17 protein-coding genes are annotated in these 18,762 nt (G+C 52.8%); 8 read left to right on the top strand and 9 right to left on the bottom strand.

The genetic code is table 11. The features are described 5' to 3' along the window. Positions 1 to 127: 127 nt before the first annotated feature. Positions 128 to 1,003 carry a 23S rRNA pseudouridine(2604) synthase RluF gene (gene rluF, locus ICA20_RS22990; protein ID WP_038636220.1) on the top strand — a complete coding sequence of 292 codons (876 nt, stop codon included), beginning with the start codon at positions 128 to 130 and terminating at the stop codon, positions 1,001 to 1,003. On the opposite strand, the gene ICA20_RS22985 is transcribed toward rluF, so the two are convergent. From ICA20_RS22985 to lysC, 3 genes are all read right to left on the bottom strand, one after another. After that, complete coding sequence (locus tag ICA20_RS22985; RefSeq protein ID WP_003826541.1) at positions 1,000 to 1,272, bottom strand: DUF3811 domain-containing protein; 273 nt, start codon at positions 1,270 to 1,272, stop codon at positions 1,000 to 1,002. The two genes, rluF and ICA20_RS22985, sit on opposite strands and share 4 nt — an antisense overlap. A gap of 143 nt (positions 1,273 to 1,415) precedes the next feature. After that, entirely contained in the window at positions 1,416 to 2,342 is a 927-nt protein-coding gene (panS, locus tag ICA20_RS22980) for a ketopantoate/pantoate/pantothenate transporter PanS (RefSeq protein ID WP_038636223.1), read from the bottom strand. A gap of 92 nt (positions 2,343 to 2,434) precedes the next feature. Continuing rightward, complete coding sequence (gene lysC / locus ICA20_RS22975; protein ID WP_038636225.1) at positions 2,435 to 3,784, bottom strand: lysine-sensitive aspartokinase 3; 1,350 nt, start codon at positions 3,782 to 3,784, stop codon at positions 2,435 to 2,437. 314 nt (positions 3,785 to 4,098) lie between these two features. Here lysC and pgi point away from each other — a divergent pair, with 314 nt between their 5' ends. The 5 genes from pgi to ICA20_RS22950 all read left to right on the top strand — a co-directional run bounded on the left by pgi (position 4,099) and on the right by ICA20_RS22950 (position 9,998). Then, the gene (gene pgi / locus ICA20_RS22970) at positions 4,099 to 5,748 is read left to right on the top strand and encodes a glucose-6-phosphate isomerase (protein WP_038636227.1); all 1,650 of its coding nucleotides are present in this window, start codon (positions 4,099 to 4,101) and stop codon (positions 5,746 to 5,748) included. Positions 5,749 to 6,169: 421 nt separating this feature from the next. Then, positions 6,170 to 6,412: an exopolysaccharide production protein YjbE gene (gene yjbE / locus ICA20_RS22965; RefSeq protein WP_003826562.1), complete on the top strand. Its 243-nt coding sequence runs from the start codon at positions 6,170 to 6,172 to the stop codon at positions 6,410 to 6,412. Between the two features lie 117 nt (positions 6,413 to 6,529). Continuing rightward, on the top strand, positions 6,530 to 7,168 hold the full coding sequence (locus ICA20_RS22960) for a YjbF family lipoprotein (protein WP_038636229.1): 639 nt from the start codon (positions 6,530 to 6,532) through the stop codon (positions 7,166 to 7,168). Beyond that, positions 7,165 to 7,902 (top strand): capsule biosynthesis GfcC D2 domain-containing protein, encoded by a 738-nt coding sequence (locus tag ICA20_RS22955; protein WP_038636231.1) that lies wholly within the window; start codon positions 7,165 to 7,167, stop codon positions 7,900 to 7,902. The genes ICA20_RS22960 and ICA20_RS22955 overlap by 4 nt, the downstream gene beginning before the upstream one ends. Continuing rightward, positions 7,902 to 9,998: a YjbH domain-containing protein gene (locus ICA20_RS22950; protein WP_038636233.1), complete on the top strand. Its 2,097-nt coding sequence runs from the start codon at positions 7,902 to 7,904 to the stop codon at positions 9,996 to 9,998. Before ICA20_RS22955 ends, ICA20_RS22950 begins: the two co-directional genes overlap by 1 nt. 74 nt (positions 9,999 to 10,072) lie before the next feature. On the opposite strand, the gene ICA20_RS22945 is transcribed toward ICA20_RS22950, so the two are convergent. Then, positions 10,073 to 10,528 carry an acyltransferase gene (locus ICA20_RS22945; RefSeq protein WP_038636235.1) on the bottom strand — a complete coding sequence of 152 codons (456 nt, stop codon included), beginning with the start codon at positions 10,526 to 10,528 and terminating at the stop codon, positions 10,073 to 10,075. Positions 10,529 to 10,538: 10 nt separating this feature from the next. Continuing rightward, complete coding sequence (locus ICA20_RS22940; RefSeq protein ID WP_038636237.1) at positions 10,539 to 11,048, bottom strand: GNAT family N-acetyltransferase; 510 nt, start codon at positions 11,046 to 11,048, stop codon at positions 10,539 to 10,541. Positions 11,049 to 11,187: 139 nt separating this feature from the next. Between ICA20_RS22940 and psiE the strand changes: the two genes are divergently transcribed. Next, a complete protein-coding gene (psiE, locus tag ICA20_RS22935; protein ID WP_003031674.1) occupies positions 11,188 to 11,598 on the top strand; it encodes a phosphate-starvation-inducible protein PsiE in 411 nt (136 codons plus the stop codon). A gap of 45 nt (positions 11,599 to 11,643) precedes the next feature. Here psiE and xylE read toward each other — a convergent pair whose 3' ends face one another. The 4 genes from xylE to malE form a co-directional block, all read right to left on the bottom strand. Then, a complete protein-coding gene (gene xylE / locus ICA20_RS22930) occupies positions 11,644 to 13,119 on the bottom strand; it encodes a D-xylose transporter XylE (protein ID WP_038636240.1) in 1,476 nt (491 codons plus the stop codon). A gap of 323 nt (positions 13,120 to 13,442) precedes the next feature. Continuing rightward, positions 13,443 to 14,333, bottom strand: a complete 891-nt coding sequence (gene malG / locus ICA20_RS22925) for a maltose ABC transporter permease MalG (RefSeq protein ID WP_038636242.1) — start codon at positions 14,331 to 14,333, stop codon at positions 13,443 to 13,445. Between the two features lie 14 nt (positions 14,334 to 14,347). Further along, the gene (gene malF, locus ICA20_RS22920) at positions 14,348 to 15,892 is read right to left on the bottom strand and encodes a maltose ABC transporter permease MalF (protein WP_038636244.1); all 1,545 of its coding nucleotides are present in this window, start codon (positions 15,890 to 15,892) and stop codon (positions 14,348 to 14,350) included. A gap of 130 nt (positions 15,893 to 16,022) precedes the next feature. Then, positions 16,023 to 17,213 carry a maltose/maltodextrin ABC transporter substrate-binding protein MalE gene (gene malE / locus ICA20_RS22915; RefSeq protein WP_032940895.1) on the bottom strand — a complete coding sequence of 397 codons (1,191 nt, stop codon included), beginning with the start codon at positions 17,211 to 17,213 and terminating at the stop codon, positions 16,023 to 16,025. A gap of 360 nt (positions 17,214 to 17,573) precedes the next feature. Here malE and malK point away from each other — a divergent pair, with 360 nt between their 5' ends. Then, positions 17,574 to 18,683 carry a maltose/maltodextrin ABC transporter ATP-binding protein MalK gene (gene malK / locus ICA20_RS22910; protein ID WP_038636246.1) on the top strand — a complete coding sequence of 370 codons (1,110 nt, stop codon included), beginning with the start codon at positions 17,574 to 17,576 and terminating at the stop codon, positions 18,681 to 18,683. Positions 18,684 to 18,762: the final 79 nt, after the last annotated feature.

The raw sequence follows: 18,762 nt of genomic DNA, 5'->3' as shown, positions 1-18,762 counted from the left end.
TCATTCAAGTTGTATCAAGGCGGCAAGGGAACGAATCCCTGGGAACATAGATTGCTATGTGACCTGGGGGTGTGAGGGCAGCCAACGCAGAGACAGCTTGAAGGATGAAGTGTATACAGGAGAAATTATGCTGCCCGACTCATCCATCCGACTAAATAAATACATCAGTGAAAGCGGAATCTGCTCGCGTCGCGAGGCGGATCGCTTTATCGAACAAGGGAATGTCTTCCTGAATGGCAAACGCGCCACCATTGGCGATCAGGTAAAGCCTGGCGACGTCGTAAAAGTGAATGGTCGGTTGATTGAGCCGCGTGAAGCGGAAGATCTGGTCTTTATCGCGCTGAATAAGCCGGTTGGGATTGTCAGTACCACCGAAGACAGCGAACGCGACAACATTGTTGATTTCGTGAATCACAGCAAGCGTGTATTCCCAATCGGTCGTCTGGACAAAGATTCCCAGGGACTTATCTTTCTGACCAACCACGGCGATCTGGTGAATAAAATCCTGCGTGCCGGTAACGATCACGAAAAAGAGTATCTGGTGACAGTAGATAAGCCGGTCACTGATGACTTTATCCGTGGAATGGGGGCCGGTGTGCCAATCCTCGGCACCGTCACCAAAAAATGTAAGGTGAAGAAAGAAGCGCCGTTTGTGTTTCGCATCACGCTGATTCAGGGGCTGAACCGCCAGATCCGCCGCATGTGCGAGCACTTTGGCTATGAAGTTACCAAACTTGAGCGTACGCGTATCATGAACGTTGGTTTATCCGGCCTGCCGCTTGGCGAATGGCGCGACCTGACGGATGACGAACTGATCGAACTCTTTAAGCTGATCGAGAACTCGTCCTCGGAAGCCAAACCGAAGGCGAAAGCGAAGCCAAAAACCGCAGGCATTAAGCGCCCGGTAGTGAAAATCGAAAAATCTGCGGAGAAAGAGAAAGCGCGCCCGGCAGCAAACGGCAAACGCTTTACCTCGCCGGGGCGTAAGAAGAAAGGGCGTTAACGTCTGCCGCGCGTTGGCGTATTCGCTGACCAGGAAAACGATGCTTCCGCATCCGGTTTATAAGCCTGCTTTTTCTTTAACTGGCGGGCTTTTTTTGCTTCCGCTTCGCGCAAGGCCATCAGTTTATCGATGTACTCTTTCTTGATGCTGTTGGTCTCTGCGTTGGTCAGCAGCCGACCATGCGCTATGCGCGCGCGGTCGAGCAGCGTTTTCAGTTCACGCTGCTCGCGCTCGGTCATCTCTTTTTGGGTAATGCGGGGGAGTGCCATAGGGGTGCCCTCTGTTAGCCGATGTCCTCAGTGTACGGCAAAGTGCAGAGGCTGGGTAGGCCGGATAAGGCGTTAGCCGCCATCCGGCGACGTGTACGCACTATGCTTGATAGCGCTACACTTATCAGGCCTACAGCCGACAATTAGCGGTGTGCTTTCTCTTTAATCGGCTTACCGGACCAGTAGCCTGCCAGCAGCGAACCGGAAAGGTTGTGCCAAACGGAGAACAGCGCGCCGGGCAGGGCGGCAAGCGGGCCGAAATAGATTTTGCCCAGCGCAGCGGCCAGCCCTGAATTCTGCATGCCGACTTCGATAGCTAAAGTACGGCAGGTCGACTCGTCGAAACCAAACAGTTTTCCGCCCCAGTAGCCGCCGAGCAGGCCAATGGTGTTATGCAGGATAACGGCGATAATCACCACAAAGCCAACGGACGCAATGTGCGAAGCGGAGCCTGCCACGACGGCGCTGATGATCGCCAGGATGCACACCATAGAAAACGCGGGCAGAAACGGCTCGACGGCTTTTACGACACGTGGGAACAGATGGTGAATGACCAGTCCCAGGGCAATCGGAATGACCACGATCTGCAGAATACTCAGCAGCATACCCATCACATCCACCTGAATATGCGCATCGACATACAGCCGTGTCAGCAGCGGTGTGGCGACGACGCCGACCAACGTTGAAACGGATGAAATAGTCACGGAGAGCGCTACATCACCTTTTGCCAGATAGATCATGACGTTAGACGCTGTTCCACTGGCGACGCTACCGACCAGCACCATGCCTGCGGACAGTTCCGGCGGCATATTAAAAGCCAGCGCCAAAATCCAGGCGGCGAGCGGCATCACCAGATAATGCAGGAAAATACCCGCGGCGACCGGCGCAGGACGTGAGAGTACACGTTTAAAGTCATCCACCTTCAAATGGACGCCCATGCCGAACATAATCAGCATCAGTAACGACGGCACAAATGGCCCGACAGGTGTAAAGGTGGAGGGCGTGTAATACGCAATAACAGAGAGCAGCAGCGCCCATAATGGGAACAGCCGCGTCAGAGTAGCGAGCATGTTATATTCCTTGCGATTGAAATGTGTTGTGTTGTTATAAAAAAGCCGGGTTCGAGCCCGGCTATAGTTATTGTTTATCGCGTGATGAAATATTATTCAAACAAATTATGGTGCAGCTTCTGTACCACCTGTTCGGCTTCGGTACCTGGCACCAGGAAGCACAGGTTATGGCTGGACGCGCCGTAGCAAATCATGCGGATGTTGAACGGCTCCAGTACGCCGAACACCTCTTTACCCACGCCGCAGGCTTTGGACAGGTCGTTGCCAATCAGCGCTACCAGCGCCAGGTCTTCTTCCACTTCAACCCGACACAGGGCAGACAGTTCCATCAGCAGAGACTGTGTTAACAGCGTATCGCCGGTAGACGTTGAACCGGTGGTATCCAGCGTCAGCGCCACGCTGACTTCCGATGTGGTAATTAAATCTACCGAGATGTTGTGGCGCGCCAGGATGCCGAACACTTCCGCTAAAAAGCCGCGAGAGTGCAGCATATTCAGGCTATGCAGCGTTAGCAGCGTTTGCTTGCGGCGTAGGGCCAGGGCGCGGAACAACGGTGGATTTTGGGTTTTATTGCATACCAGCGTACCGCCTGCTTTTGGATCCTTACTGGAGCCAACAAACACCGGGATATCGCTACGTACGGCAGGTAACAGGGTTGCCGGGTGCAGCACTTTCGCGCCGAAGGTCGCCATTTCCGCGGCTTCTTCGAAGGCGATTTCATCAATACGTTTAGCGGCTGGAACGACGCGCGGATCGGTGGTGTAAATGCCGGGAACATCGGTCCAGATATCGACGCGCGTTGCGTGCAGCGCTTCAGCCAGCAGGGCGGCCGTATAATCACTGCCGCCGCGTCCCAGCGTGGTAGTGCGGCCTTTGCTTTCGCTGCCGATAAAGCCTTGAGTAATCACCAGACCTTCACTCAGACGTGGTGCTAACTGGAGCGTTGCCAGTTCGGCCAGCGCCGCGACGTCGGGTTCTGCACGACCGAAACGATCGTTAGTGCGCATCACTTTACGTACGTCAAACCACTGCGCTTGCACGTTGCGCTCACGCAGGATCTCAACAAACAGGAGGGTAGACATCAGCTCACCGTGGCTGACCAGTTCGTCGGTCAGCGCGGTTGAGGTCGCCAGTGACGCCGCCTCTGCCAGCGTGGTGATGTTTTCCAGCAGGCGTTCGATCTCTTCACGTATCACGTTTGGATAACGCAGGCGTTCCAGAATATTGAACTGAATTTGGCGAATGGCGTCGAGTTTTTCGAAGCGCTCGGTTGGCTCCAGCCCTTCCGCCAGAGCAACCAGCAGGTTCGTAATACCTGCCGATGCGGAGAGCACCACTAACCGGACGTTCGCATCAGAAAGCACCACATCAGCGCTGCGATTCATGGCATCAAAGTCCGCCACGCTGGTACCGCCAAACTTGGAGACAACTACATCAGTCATAACTACCTCGTGTCAGGGAGTGAATAGAGCGACCATGGCACATAAGGCAGAACGGAAACCGGTGCAGGCGCAAATGCAAATACCGTATTTATAAATAAAATGTGTAGCTTGCACTGTCAACGCTGGGATTATGCGGATTTTTCATGCTGCAACTGCGTTGAGTAACGGTACTAATAACAACGCTGATAACGGCTATACTTTGTAGCCTCGTTTGGCGGATGCCCTGGCAATGGCATTAAAACAATCACACTTTTCTGTGACTGGCGTTACAATCGATCTCAGTCACAATTCTCAAAATCAGAAGAGTATTGCTAATGAAAAACATCAATCCAACGCAGACCTCAGCCTGGCAGGCACTACAAAAACACTTTGAAGAGATGAAAGACGTTACTATCGCCGATCTGTTCGCGAAAGATAGCGATCGTTTCACCAAATTTTCCGCGACGTTTGACGATCTGATGCTGGTGGATTTCTCCAAAAACCGCATCACTGAAGAGACGCTGGCCAAACTGCAGGATCTGGCGAAAGAGACCGATTTGGCAGGCGCCATCAAGTCCATGTTCTCCGGTGAGAAAATCAACCGTACCGAAGACCGTGCCGTGCTGCACGTGGCGCTGCGTAACCGTAGCAATACCCCAATCATCGTTGACGGCAAAGATGTGATGCCGGAAGTGAACGCGGTGCTGGAGAAGATGAAATCCTTCTCTGAAGCGATCATCTCCGGAAGCTGGAAAGGCTATACCGGCAAAGCCATTACTGATGTAGTGAACATCGGTATCGGCGGTTCCGACCTTGGTCCGTTCATGGTGACCGAAGCGCTGCGTCCGTACAAAAACCATCTGAACATGCACTTTGTGTCTAACGTCGATGGGACGCACATCGCTGAAGTACTGAAGAAAGTGAACCCGGAAACCACGCTGTTCCTGGTCGCATCTAAAACCTTCACCACCCAGGAAACCATGACTAACGCCCACAGCGCGCGTGACTGGTTCCTGGCGACCGCGGGCGACAACAAGCACGTTGCCAAACACTTCGCGGCGCTCTCCACCAACGGTAAAGCGGTTGGCGAATTCGGTATTGATACCGCTAATATGTTCGAATTCTGGGATTGGGTTGGCGGTCGTTACTCCCTGTGGTCAGCGATTGGTCTGTCGATCATCCTGTCCGTCGGTTTCGACAACTTCGTAGAGCTGCTGTCCGGCGCGCACGCGATGGACAAACATTTCTCCACTACCCCGGCGGAGAAAAACCTGCCGGTGCTGCTGGCGCTGATCGGTATCTGGTACAACAATTTCTTCGGTGCTGAAACCGAAGCGATCCTGCCGTATGACCAGTATATGCACCGTTTCGCGGCCTACTTCCAGCAGGGCAATATGGAATCCAACGGTAAATACGTGGACCGTAACGGCAATGCGGTGGATTACCAGACCGGCCCAATCATTTGGGGTGAGCCGGGGACTAACGGCCAGCATGCGTTCTACCAGCTGATCCACCAGGGTACAAAAATGGTGCCGTGCGATTTCATCGCCCCGGCTATCACCCACAACCCGCTGTCGGATCACCATCCGAAACTGTTGTCTAACTTCTTTGCTCAGACTGAAGCGCTGGCGTTCGGTAAATCTCGTGAAGTGGTTGAGCAGGAATACCGCGACCAGGGTAAAGATCCGGCAACGCTGGAACACGTGGTGCCGTTCAAAGTGTTCGAAGGCAACCGCCCGACCAACTCCATTCTGCTGCGTGAAATCACGCCGTTCAGCCTGGGGGCGCTAATTGCGCTGTATGAGCACAAAATCTTTACTCAGGGCGCAATCCTGAACATCTTCACTTTCGACCAGTGGGGCGTGGAGCTGGGCAAACAGCTGGCAAATCGCATCCTGCCGGAGCTGAATGATGATAAAGAGATTACCAGCCATGATTGCTCGACTAACGGTTTGATTAACCGTTATAAGTCCTGGCGCGCCTGATGACGCTGCGCTTATCCGGCCTACAGGCACACATTTGTAGGCCGGATAAGGCGTTTAGCCGCCATCCGGCATTAATGAAATAAAAAAGCCGATATTAATATCGGCTTTTTTTATAAGATTGCTCCAGGATATCTACGCTTTTGCTTCACTCCCTAATTGAGCATAATCCTAAAATAATTAACTTAATGGAATTTCATTTCTGTTATTTTCAGAATTTACGGATATTGTATTTCTGGTGTGTATATTTTAACTGATTGATTTTGCTGTTTAATGTTGTTAACTAATAATAGCATTCTACTTTCATTTCTCATTATCCTAAATTCCCGCTAGTCGTAATTTGCACACTTTGGCTTGTGTATACTCGATCTCGCCCGAAATTCTTTTGGGTAAATCTCCATTCATTAAATGAAGGGAATTTGTGATGAAAAAAGTTCTGTATGGCCTTTGGGCTATATCTGCGCTTGCGGCGACCTCTGTCTATGCTGCCCCCGTTCAGGTGGGTGAAGCTGCAGGGTCGGCTGCCGCGTCGGTTTCGGCAGGAAGTTCCTCTGCCACCAGCGTGAGCACCGTAAGTTCTGCGGTGGGGGTGGCCCTTGCGGCGACCGGTGGTGGTGATGGTTCTAATACCGGAACGACAACCACGACAACCACCAGTACCCAGTAATACCGGTACGTTTAATTCTAACCACACTTCGGTGTGGTTATTTTGAATTGCCAAAAGCCTGCGGGATTTGTAGGCCGGGTAAGCGTTGCGCACCCGGCAATAATGCGGAGAAGTGTCGTGAAGCGACCAGCGCTCATATTGGTTTGCCTGTTACTACAGGCGTGCTCGGCCACCACCGAAGGGCTGGGCCATTCGCTGTGGGATAGTGTGTTTGGTACTCCCGGCGTTCAGATGACGGATGATGAAATCCAAAACATGCCCTACGCCAGCCAGTATATGCAGCTCAATGGTGGTCCACAGCTGTTTGTCGTACTCGCGTTTGCAGAAAACGGACAACAGAAATGGGTGACTCAGGATCAGGCCATTCTCGTCACGCAGCATGGGCGCATTGTGAAAACGCAACTCGGCGGTGACAACCTGATTGAGGTGAATAATCTGGCAGCGGACCCGCTCATCAAACCCAATCAGATAGCCGATGGCGCAACATGGACCCGCACGATGGGCTGGACTGAACATCAGCAGGTGCGCTATGCCACCGCCCGCTCTGTTTTCACATGGGATGGCACTGACAGTATTCAGGTCGGCAGCGATGAAACGCCAGTGCGCATCCTTGATGAAGAGATAACGACCGATCAAACGCGCTGGCATAACCGCTACTGGATCGATAGCGAAGGGCAAATCCGTCAGTCGGAACAGTATCTGGGAGCTAACTTCTTCCCGGTGAAAACCACGCTGATTAAGGCGGCAAAATCATGATGAAACGAGCCGTAATGGCGCTGGTTTTTAGCCTGAGCGCACCCTCTGTTTTTGCTGCGGGCAATGTCAAAGTCATGATTGCAGGCAGCGCTGAACCCAAAATATTGACCGGTGCAGAGCATCTGATCGATCTGGTTGGACAGCCGCGGCTGAGTAATAGCTGGTGGCCCGGAGCGGTCATCAGCGAAGAGCGGGCAACGGCGGCGGCAGAACGCCAGCAGCAGACACTACTGGCTCGTCTGGCAGCGCTGAGTGCTGAAGAAAGCGGTGACGATGCGGCGGCTATCAACGCATTACGCCAGCAAATTCAGGCGCTGAAGGTGACCGGCAGACAGAACATTAACCTTGACCCGGATGTGGTGCGCGTCAGCGAGCGAGGCAACCCGCCGTTGCAGGGCAACTACACGCTATGGGTTGGATCGCAGCCAACGGATATCACATTGTTTGGTTTGCTAAGCCGTCCGGGTAAACAACCGTTTGTGCCCGGGCGTGATGTCGCCAGCTATCTCGATGGGCAAAGTCGGCTCAGCGGTGCGGATCGCAGCTACGCGTGGGTCACCTATCCCGATGGACGCTCGCAAAAAGTCCCTGTCGCTTACTGGAACAAACGTCACGTTGAGCCGATGCCCGGCAGCATCATTTTTGTCGGACTCTCTGATGCCTTCTGGAGCAGTACCCCGGATGAAATCAATGCCGATATTCTTCACACCCTGACCCAGCGGATACCTGAATAATGAGAAAAACTTATCTGCTCAGCTTACTGGCGCTGGGCGTAAGCGTTGCCTGTCACGGTGAAACATGGCCTGCGCCCATTGGTCCATCCCAGTCCGATTTTGGCGGCGTGGGCCTGCTGCAAACCCCGACTGCACGTATGGCGCGTGAAGGGGAAATGAGCCTCAACTACCGGGACAACGATCAGTACCGCTACTACTCTGCGTCGGTGCAACTGTTCCCCTGGCTGGAAACCACGCTGCGCTATACCGATGTGCGTACCAAAAAATACAGCAGCGTGGAGTCATTTTCTGGCGATCAGACATACAAGGATAAAGCGTTTGATCTCAAACTGCGGCTGTGGGAAGAGAGCTACTGGATGCCGCAGGTGGCCGTTGGCGCGCGGGATATCGGCGGGACGGGTCTGTTTGATGCGGAGTATATTGTAGCGAACAAAGCCTGGGGCCCGTTTGATTTCTCGCTCGGTCTGGGCTGGGGGTATCTTGGCACCAGCGGCAACGTCAGCAATCCGTTTTGCTCATACAGCGATAAATTCTGTCATCGCGATAACAGCTACAAGCAGGCTGGTTCTATTGACGGCAGTCAGATGTTTCATGGTCCGGCATCGTTATTTGGCGGCGTGGAATATCAGACACCCTGGCAGCCGCTGCGCCTGAAACTGGAGTATGAAGGCAATAATTACCAGCAGGATTTTGCGGGCAAGCTGGATCAAAAGAGCAAGTTTAACGTCGGCGCTATCTATCGCGTCACCGATTGGGCCGACGTTAACCTCAGCTATGAGCGCGGGAACACCTTTATGTTTGGGTTTACGCTGCGGACTAACTTCAACGACTTGCGACCAAACTATAACGATAACGCCCGTCCGAAGTATCAACCACAGCCGCAGGATGCGATTCTGCAACATTCGGTAGTGGCGAATCAGTTAACGCTGCTGAAATATAACGCCGGGCTGGCGGATCCCAAAATCCAGGTGCAGGGCGATACGCTGTATGTGACCGGCGAACAGGTGAAATACCGTGATTCGCGAGAAGGGATCGAACGCGCCAATCGGATCGTGATGAACGATCTTCCCGACGGGATCCGCACGATCCGGATTACCGAAAATCGCCTTAACTTGCCGCAGGTGACGACCGAAACGGATGTTTCCAGCCTTAAGCGACACCTGGAAGGTGAGCCGCTGGGTCATGAAACACAACTGGCGCAAAAACGCGTTGAGCCCGTGGTGCCGAAAACGACCGAGCAGGGTTGGTATATTGATAAGTCTCGCTTTGATTTTCATATCGATCCGGTGCTCAATCAGTCGGTGGGCGGCCCGGAAAACTTCTATATGTACCAGTTGGGCGTAATGGGAACTGCGGATTGGTGGGTGACCGATCATCTGCTGACCACCGGGAGTTTGTTCGCCAACCTCGCCAATAACTATGACAAATTTAACTACACCAACCCGCCGCAGGATTCGCATTTACCACGCGTGCGTACTCATGTGCGCGAGTATGTGCAAAACGATGTCTACGTGAATAACCTGCAGGCCAACTACTTCCAGTCACTCGGAAACGGGTTCTACGGACAGGTTTACGCTGGTTACCTGGAGACCATGTACGGCGGGGCGGGAGCCGAGGTGTTGTATCGTCCGTTAGACAGCAACTGGGCGTTTGGCATTGACGCCAACTATGTGAAACAGCGTGACTGGCGTAGCGCGCAGGATATGATGAAATTCACCGACTACAGCGTGAAGACCGGGCATTTGACGGCTTACTGGAATCCTTCATTCGCCCAGGATGTACTGGTGAAAGCCAGCGTAGGCCAGTATCTGGCGGGAGATAAGGGTGGCACGCTGGAAATTGCCAAACGCTTCGACAGCGGTGTGGTGGTGGGCGGCTATGCGACCATCACCGACGCCTCGCCGGATGAATATGGCGAGGGTGATTTTACCAAAGGGGTGTACGTTTCTGTGCCGCTGGATCTCTTCTCTTCAGGCCCAACCCGCAGTCGTGCGGCGATTGGCTGGACACCGTTGACGCGTGACGGTGGGCAGCAGCTTGGACGTAAGTTTGGTCTGTATGATATGACCAGCGACAGAAGCGAGAACTTCCGTTAATGTTTGATCAACCGCTGCGCTTATCCGGCCTACATTGCCGGTCGGATAAGGCATTTATGCCGCCATCCGGCAACTTACAAACGGCGCAATAATTTTGCCGGGTTGCCCGCGTACACGCCTTTCTCGGTAATCGATTTTGTCACCACGCTTCCCGCGCCGATGACTGCGCCATCGCAGATTGTGACTGCCAGAATGGTCGCCCCACTGCCGATAGAGACATCATTACCAATCGTAATTCTTCCCCAACTGGTGCGGTCGGCATTGGGTTTTCCTTGCCGAAACATATCGTTAGCGAACATCACGCCATGACCGATAAAACAGCGGGAACCGATGGTGACATATTCGCAGATGAAGGTGTGCGACTGAATTTTGCTATCTGCGCCAATCTGCGTGTTGCCCTGGATTTCAACAAATGGTCCGACAAAAACGTTGTCTTCCAGTATGCAGTCGTACAGGTTCGCCGGTTCATAAACCACCACATTCTCACCGCACGTGACGTTGCGGACAGCGGATTGACGAATATTCATCATTTATATCCTCTTAAATCTGCTTTTCCATAACGTACAAAATACTGGTCTGGGAGGCGGTAGTGAAAGCAGTTTCCTTCACAAGCGTCATCCCTTGCCGTTCATAGAACTGCCGTGCCTTAGGATTATCAGCCAGTACCTCAAGCCAGAGCCATTTTTCATCCTGCTCTTTGGCCTGGCGAATAACTTCGGCAAAAAGCTGCTCACCGTACTGTTTGCCCGTTGCATCTGGCATCAGGTAGATCTTATGTAGCAATGCCCCTGAACGCCCTTCTGGATCAATAGAGTGGCGGAGACTGTATTTGGCAAAGCCAACCGGCGCGTCGGCAAAGGCGATAAGCCAGAAGGTTCCGGGTTCGGCCAAACTGCTGGATATCGCTGGTAAGGAATATTCCTGCTCAAGATAAGCGTCGAGCTCGCTTGGGTTTTTCCACAAAGGCGCAAAGTGATGTCGATAGCTGATATAGCCCATTGCGCTTAGCAAGCTGGCATCGTCGACGGTTGCCATTTCAATCTTAAGCATTTCTATTCCGTTCAAGATGTTAGTGTCAGAAGCATTGTTGCACTATTATTGAGCTGCACAAAACATAAACAAAAAATGTAGATCTCTGTCACATTTCTGCGTTATACAGGAACCTTGTTACTGAACAGGAGGGGCCGTTATGACGTCGTTATCTCGTCCGCGCGTGGAGTTTATCTCCACCATCTTGCAGACCGTGTTGAATCTGGGGCTGTTGAGTCTGGGCCTGATCCTGGTTGTATTCCTTGGGAAAGAAACGCTACACCTGGCGGATGTACTGTTCGCGCCTGAACAGACCAGCAAGTATGAGCTGGTGGAAGGGCTGGTGGTTTACTTTCTCTATTTTGAATTTATCGCGCTGATTGTGAAGTACTTTCAGTCAGGGTTTCACTTTCCGCTGCGCTACTTTGTTTATATCGGGATCACCGCAATTGTGCGGTTGATCATTGTCGATCATAAAGCGCCGATGGATGTATTGATCTATTCTGCGGCGATCCTGCTGTTGGTGATTACGCTGTGGCTGTGTAACTCTAAACGGCTGAAGCGAGAGTAAAAGACAACACGCCGCAATCCGGCTGCGGCGTGTTGTATGTCAGGGTTACTGCGCAGAGGCTGGCTGGGTTTTCTCTGCTGCGGGTTCCCACAGTTCTTCAAGTTCTTCCAGCGTTTTGCCTTTGGTTTCCGGCACGAACTTCCACATAAACAGCGCCGCCAGAATCCCCATACAACCGTAAATCCAGTAGGAGAAACCGTTGTGGAAATGGGAAACCAGCCACGAATTTTTGTCCATCATCGGGAAGGTCCAGGAGACGAAGTAGTTAGCCAGCCACTGAGCGGCGACGGCAATGGCGAGCGCTTTGCCACGAATCGCATTCGGGAAGATTTCTGCCAACAGCACCCAACAAACCGGTCCCCAGGACATGGCGAATGCGGCGACGTAAAACAGCATCGACAGCAGCGCTATCAGCCCGGAAGCCTGGGTGTAAAACGCGGTGCCAAGGCTGAACATCCCAAGAGCCATACCCAATGCGCCAATTATTTGCAGCGGTTTGCGACCAAATTTGTCCACCGTCATGATTGCCAGTACGGTGAAGCTCAGGTTGATTACGCCGACAATAATAGTCTGCAAGAGCGCCACGTCGGTGCTGGCCCCTAACGTTTTAAACACTTCCGGCGCGTAGTACAGCACGACGTTAATACCGACAAACTGCTGGAAGATGGAGAGCATCACGCCGATGACGATAACGCCCACACCAAACATCAACAGGCGTCCGCCGGTCTTACGGCCATGCTCCAGTGACTGATTGATCTCCTGCATGGCCTGGGTGGCGAGGCTGTTGCCCATAATTTTGCGCAGAATGCCCTCCGCCTGCTCGTGTCTGCCACGCGCCATCAGCCAGCGCGGGCTTTCCGGTACGGTGTACAGCAGCAGTAAAAACAGCAGGGCGGGAATACTTTCGGAAGCAAACATATATCGCCAGCCATCGGTATTCAGCCAGTTAGCGTCACCGGAACGGGCAATGAAATAGTTAACGCAATACACCAGCAGTTGACCAAAAATAATGGCGAACTGGTTAAAGGAAACCAGTTTCCCACGAATATGTGCTGGAGCCAGTTCTGCAATATACATCGGTGAGAGCATTGAGGCTAAACCAACGCCAATACCACCAATGATGCGATAAATAACAAATTCGGGGACGTATCCGGCCAAATAAACAGGCACGGCATTATCTGGGTTAATCGTGGTAAATCCTAATTCTGGCCACGCAGAACCAATACCGGAAATAAAGAACAGCAGGGCGGCGATTTTCAGCGAGTCCCGGCGACCGAAGCGGTTACTGCAATAACCGCCCAGCGCACCGCCGATGATGCAGCCAATCAACGCGCTGGCAACGCAAAAGCCTAACAGCGAGTTGGCGGCGGATTCACTTAAATGTTGCGGGGCGACAAACACGGTATTTAAGGATTCTACCGTTCCGGATATGACGGCGGTGTCATAGCCGAATAATAGCCCTCCTAATGTTGCTACTAATGTAATCGAAAAAATATAACTGGAATTATATTGGGTGTTCATTCAGACCTGCCTTAGAGGATACAGCTCTTTTGATCAGTGTCGTGATGGTGGATTTAACAGGCAGGGAAGACAATTATCATTTTTTACATCGCAATTATGTTTTGTCTTTTCTGTGATCTTAATTCTGTTTAATTTGTCTGTTTTCAAGTGGTAAATATAATTGCAGTGATGGGGGCCACGAAAGGAAATAATCGTAACAGGAATGCAAAATAACATAAAAAAGGGCGCTCCGTAGAGCGCCGAATAACAGTCACAGGTTGGGATAACATAAGTTGAGGGTTGCAGTGGCATTGCCCGTTGCCGGGCAGGTACTTCGATAAAACTTAACCTTTCACACCACCCGCCGTCAGGCCGTTGACCAGCCAGCGCTGTGCCAGCAGGAACACCAGAGTGATCGGAATAGCGGAAAGTACAGCTGCGGCGGCAAAGTCGCCCCACAAGTAGTTCTGTGGATTGAGGTACTGCTGCATACCAACCGCAAGGGTGTAGCTGTTCACATCACGCAGCAGCAGTGACGCGACCGGTACTTCAGTAATAGCGGCAATGAATGACAGAATAAACACGACCGCCAGAATTGGTACGGAAAGCGGCAGCAGTACCAGGCGGAATGCCTGCCACGGCGTGGCGCCATCCAGCGCGGCCGCTTCTTCCAGCGAACCGTCGATGGTTTCAAAATAGCCCTTAATTGTCCACACATGCAGCGCGATACCGCCGAGATAGGCGAAGATCACGCCGCCGTGAGTGTTCAGGCCGATAAATGGAATGTACTGGCCCAGGCGGTCAAACAAAGCATACAACGCGACCAGAGACAGCACCGCCGGGAACATCTGGAAGATTAGCATCCCTTTCAGCAGGGTCGCTTTACCCGGGAAGCGCATACGGGCAAAGGCGTAAGCACAAGTGGTGGAAAGCGTCACAATACCAATCGCGGTAATGGTGGCGACTTTCACCGAGTTCCACAACCACAGCAGTACCGGGAACGGCGGCGGAGTGACGCGGCCATCCGCATGTTCTACGCTAAAGCCCAGCGCCAGTTTCCAGTGTTCCCAGGAAATATTATCCGGGATCAGGCTGCCGGTAGCGAAGTTACCTTCACGCAGCGAAATGGCGATGACCATCAGCAGCGGGAACATGATCGCCGCGATAAAAATCAGCAGCCCTAAGTGCGTTGCGAATAAACGTAACTTTTGTGATTTCGGTTGGACCATAGCCATTGTCGTTATCTCCCTTAATCAAACTTCATACGTGTGGCTTTCAGGTTCACAATCGCCAGCGCGCCAACCAGCAGGAAGATCAGGGTGGCAATCGCCGCCGCCAGACCGAAGTCCTGACCACCGCCGCCTTCAAAGGCGATACGGTAGGTGTAGCTAACGAGCAGGTCGGTGTAACCGGCAGGCGTAGTGGTGCCAAGACGGTCCGGACCGCCGTTGGTCAACAGTTGAATCAGCACGAAGTTATTAAAGTTAAAGGCGAAGCTGGCGATCATCAGCGGCGTCAGCGGCTTAATCAGCAGCGGTAATGTAATTTTAAAGAAGTTCTGGAACGGACCCGCGCCGTCCATTGCCGAGGCTTCATACAGATCGTCAGGAATCGCTTTCAGCAGCCCCATGCACAGGATCATCATGTACGGATAACCCAGCCAGGTGTTAACGATGATAATCATCGAACGTGCGGTGGTTGGATCGCTAAACCAGGCCGGCTTGATACCAAACAGCGCGCTGAGCATCATGTTTATTTCACCAAAACTCTGGTTGAACAGCCCTTTGAAAATCAGAATCGAGATAAACGACGGTACGGCGTAGGGCAGAATCAGCAGGACGCGGTAAATCGCTTTGCCCTTCAGAGATTCCCACTGCACCAGACAGGCCAGCACCATACCTACAGCCACGGTCAGAATCACCGTCAGGACTGAGAACACTACCGTCCAGACAAAGATGGCGAAGAACGGTTTCTGGATGCCCTCGTCGGTAAATACGCGGGTGAAATTGTCCCAGCCGATGGTGACGGTATAGCCCGGGCTGAGTTTTTCAGTACCCCAGCTACCGTCTGCGTTAATGGCCTGATAATAACCAATATCGTTATTAGCGCGGTACTTCACGCCGCTTTGGTTGTTGGTGAGCGTCCCATCATCGGCCAGGGAGTAGAGCGGCTGCGTACCGGAGAACTGACGCAGTGAACTCATGATGACTTTGCTTTCGTCCGGCAGAATGGCTGTTAGCTGAGTCAGCGCCTGACGATTCTGGGTGATGATGCGCAGCGTCGCACGTTCGCCCGCTGGTAGCGCCTCGGTTTCTTTTAACTGCAGCTTCTGTTCGCCGCCAAATTTAAAGGCGTCGGAAACATAATTTTTTCCCGTTTCACCGTCGGTGAGGGCCAGTTGCCACTCATCACCCGCCGGATACAGGCCAAAGTTGTAAGTTTTACCTGCCTGATAAGAACGATCCATCAGGACTTGTTGAGCACGTTCAAAGGTCAGTTGGTTGGTGCTGCTGTAGTTGGTAAAAGCAATGGCGATGGTACAAATGAGCGGAAACAGGACAAACAGCCCCATACCGGCCACGCCAGGATAAACATAGCGCCAGGCATAGGCTTTACGGTTAGCGAAAATATACAGGCCAACAGAGCTTAAAATTAGCGTCATGATGGCAAACAGATACTCCCCCTGAGCGTACATCAAAACAACAAGGTAACCGACCAGCAGACCAAGCAGACCCATTACTGACCATTTCAGCATGTCGCTTTGCCACCAGTGTTTCTTTTTAATGACATCCATGGGGTTCAATCCTCAACAACAATGAAAACCTGTTGGTCAGCGTGCCTGATGGCGCTGCGCTTATCAGGCCTACATACGTTGTAGGCCGGATAAGGCATGTATGCCGCCATCCGGCACGTTCACAACTGTATTACTTGGTGATACGACCCTGCGCGTCTTTCAGCGCGGCATCGACGGTCTGACGACCGCTGGCGGCGTTGATCACTGCGGTACGCACGGCATACCAGAATGCGGACATCTGCGGGATGTTCGGCATGATTTCGCCTTTCTGGGCGTTATCCATGGTGGCCGCGATACGCGGATCTTTCGCTAACTGTTCCTGGAAGGATTTCAGCGCAACCGCGCCCAGTGGTTTGTCCTTGTTCACTTCATCCAGACCCTGGTCGGTCAACAGGTAGTTTTCGAGGAACTCTTTCGCCAGTTCTTTGTTCGGGCTGGCGGCGTTGATACCCGCGCTCAGTACGCCAACGAACGGTTTAGACGGCTTGCCTTTGAAGGTTGGCAGCAGCGTAACGCCGTAGTTCACCTTGCTCTTATCGATGTTGGACCACGCCCACGGACCGTTGATGGTCATCGCGGTATCGCCTTTGTTAAAGGCCGCTTCGGCGATGGAGTAGTCGGTATCCGCATTCATGTGTTTGTTTTTGATCAGGTCGACCAGGAAGGTCAGGCCCGCTTTCGCGCCAGCGCTATCCACGCCCACGTCTTTCACGTCGTACTTGCCGTTTTCAAACTTGAACGCGTAACCGCCGTCGGCGGCAATCAGCGGCCAGGTGAAGTACGGTTCTTGCAGGTTGAACATCAGCGCGGATTTACCTTTCGCTTTCAGCTCCTTATCCAGCGCCGGAATTTCTTCCCAGGTTTTCGGTGGGTTCGGAACGAGGTCTTTGTTGTAAATCAGCGACAGCGCTTCCACGGCGATCGGGTACGCAATCAGTTTGCCGTTATAGCGTACGGCATCCCAGGTGAACGGATAGAGCTTGTCCTGGAACGCTTTGTCTGGCGTGATTTCAGCCAGCAGGCCAGATTGTGCGTAGCCGCCAAAACGGTCATGCGCCCAGAAGATGATGTCCGGGCCGTCGCCCGTCGCGGCAACCTGCGGGAACTTCTCTTCCAGCTTGTCCGGGTGCTCAATGGTAACTTTGATACCCGTGTCTTTCTCGAATTTTTTACCCACTTCAGCGAGGCCGTTATAGCCTTTGTCGCCGTTAATCCAGATGACCAACTTACCTTCTTCAATCTTGGCGAGAGCCGAGGCGGAAAACATCATCGTCGTTAATGCAGACAATGCGAGGATGCGTGCGCCAGTTTTGATATTCATAGTTCCCATCCTGTTTGGTGATTTTGCAGAGGTGGCTTAACGGGTACTAGTTTCTTTATACGGCAACCTCTTTCCATCCTCCTTACTCCTACGCCCCACCCGTTCTTTATGTGATCTGTGTTACATAAATGTGAGTATTGCGCACTGGCGCACATAAAACCCCACCCATTTTTGCAAGCTGCATCACGAAATTCCTCTGAGGCTGGTGGTCCGGGTCTCAGACGCTGCGCTCTCATCCTCCCGCCTCCTCCCCCATAAAAAAGCTGGGGGGTGGAGGATTCACGCCCGTGAGGGATAACGCATAGTCAGTCCATCATGAATGTTGCTGTCGATGACAGGTTGTAACGAAGGGAGAAGGGCATGGCGAGCGTACAGCTGCGAAATGTAACGAAAGCCTGGGGTGACGTGGTGGTATCGAAGGATATCAATCTCGACATTCACGAAGGGGAATTCGTGGTGTTTGTCGGACCGTCAGGCTGTGGTAAGTCGACCTTGCTGCGTATGATCGCCGGACTTGAAACCATCACCAGCGGCGACCTGTTTATCGGGGAGACCCGGATGAACGATATTCCGCCCGCCGAACGCGGTGTGGGCATGGTCTTCCAGTCCTATGCGTTATACCCCCATTTATCCGTCGCGGAAAACATGTCGTTCGGCCTCAAACTGGCCGGTGCGAAAAAAGAGGTAATGAACCAGCGCGTTAATCAGGTAGCTGAAGTTCTGCAACTGGCGCACCTGCTGGACCGTAAACCGAAAGCGCTTTCCGGTGGCCAACGTCAGCGTGTGGCGATTGGCCGTACGTTGGTTGCCGAGCCGCGAGTATTCCTGCTGGACGAACCGTTGTCGAACCTTGACGCCGCGCTGCGCGTCCAGATGCGTATTGAAATCTCCCGCCTGCATAAACGTCTTGGCCGCACGATGATTTACGTCACCCACGATCAGGTCGAAGCGATGACCCTGGCAGACAAAATTGTGGTGTTGGATGCCGGTCGTGTGGCGCAGGTCGGTAAACCCCTGGAGCTGTACCACTATCCTGCCGACCGCTTTGTCGCGGGCTTTATCGGTTCGCCAAAGATGAACTTCCTGCCGGTGAAAGTTACCGCAACGGCAATTGATCAGGTGCAGGTTGAATTACCAAACCGCCAGCAAGTCTGGTTACCCGTCGACAGTGCCCGCGTTCAGGTGGGCGCCAATATGTCTTTAGGTATCCGCCCGGAACATCTGCTGCCCAGCGAAATCGCCGATGTCACCCTCGAAGGTGAAGTCCAGGTGGTCGAACAACTTGGTCACGAAACACAAATTCATATCCAGATCCCCGCCATCCGTCAAAACCTGGTTTACCGCCAGAACGACGTGGTGTTGGTAGAAGAGGGTGCCACATTCGCTATCGGCCTGCCGCCAGAGCGTTGCCATTTGTTCCGTGAGGATGGCACTGCATGTCGTCGGTTGCACCAGGAGCCGGGCGTTTAAGGTCCCCATAAAAAAACGAAACGCAAAACCATTCGCAGTTTCAGAAGGTGGCAGCGTTTAAAGAAAAGCAATGATCTCA

The organism is Citrobacter sp. C5_2 (assembly GCF_014596845.2).
GTDB lineage: Bacteria > Pseudomonadota > Gammaproteobacteria > Enterobacterales > Enterobacteriaceae > Citrobacter > Citrobacter werkmanii.
This window is presented reverse-complemented; position numbering and strand designations above follow the sequence as displayed.

Bases quoted from the DNA above. Each gene is read 5' to 3' on its own strand.
- rluF (WP_038636220.1), top strand. From the start codon at position 128: ATGCTGCCCGACTCATCCATCCGACTAAATAAATACATCAGTGAAAGC.
- ICA20_RS22985 (WP_003826541.1), bottom strand. From the start codon at position 1,272: ATGGCACTCCCCCGCATTACCCAAAAAGAGATGACCGAGCGCGAGCAG.
- panS (WP_038636223.1), bottom strand. From the start codon at position 2,342: ATGCTCGCTACTCTGACGCGGCTGTTCCCATTATGGGCGCTGCTGCTC.
- lysC (WP_038636225.1), bottom strand. From the start codon at position 3,784: ATGACTGATGTAGTTGTCTCCAAGTTTGGCGGTACCAGCGTGGCGGAC.
- pgi (WP_038636227.1), top strand. From the start codon at position 4,099: ATGAAAAACATCAATCCAACGCAGACCTCAGCCTGGCAGGCACTACAA.
- yjbE (WP_003826562.1), top strand. From the start codon at position 6,170: ATGAAAAAAGTTCTGTATGGCCTTTGGGCTATATCTGCGCTTGCGGCG.
- ICA20_RS22955 (WP_038636231.1), top strand. From the start codon at position 7,165: ATGATGAAACGAGCCGTAATGGCGCTGGTTTTTAGCCTGAGCGCACCC.
- ICA20_RS22950 (WP_038636233.1), top strand. From the start codon at position 7,902: ATGAGAAAAACTTATCTGCTCAGCTTACTGGCGCTGGGCGTAAGCGTT.
- ICA20_RS22945 (WP_038636235.1), bottom strand. From the start codon at position 10,528: ATGATGAATATTCGTCAATCCGCTGTCCGCAACGTCACGTGCGGTGAG.
- ICA20_RS22940 (WP_038636237.1), bottom strand. From the start codon at position 11,048: ATGCTTAAGATTGAAATGGCAACCGTCGACGATGCCAGCTTGCTAAGC.
- psiE (WP_003031674.1), top strand. From the start codon at position 11,188: ATGACGTCGTTATCTCGTCCGCGCGTGGAGTTTATCTCCACCATCTTG.
- xylE (WP_038636240.1), bottom strand. From the start codon at position 13,119: ATGAACACCCAATATAATTCCAGTTATATTTTTTCGATTACATTAGTA.
- malG (WP_038636242.1), bottom strand. From the start codon at position 14,333: ATGGCTATGGTCCAACCGAAATCACAAAAGTTACGTTTATTCGCAACG.
- malF (WP_038636244.1), bottom strand. From the start codon at position 15,892: ATGGATGTCATTAAAAAGAAACACTGGTGGCAAAGCGACATGCTGAAA.
- malE (WP_032940895.1), bottom strand. From the start codon at position 17,213: ATGAATATCAAAACTGGCGCACGCATCCTCGCATTGTCTGCATTAACG.
- malK (WP_038636246.1), top strand. From the start codon at position 17,574: ATGGCGAGCGTACAGCTGCGAAATGTAACGAAAGCCTGGGGTGACGTG.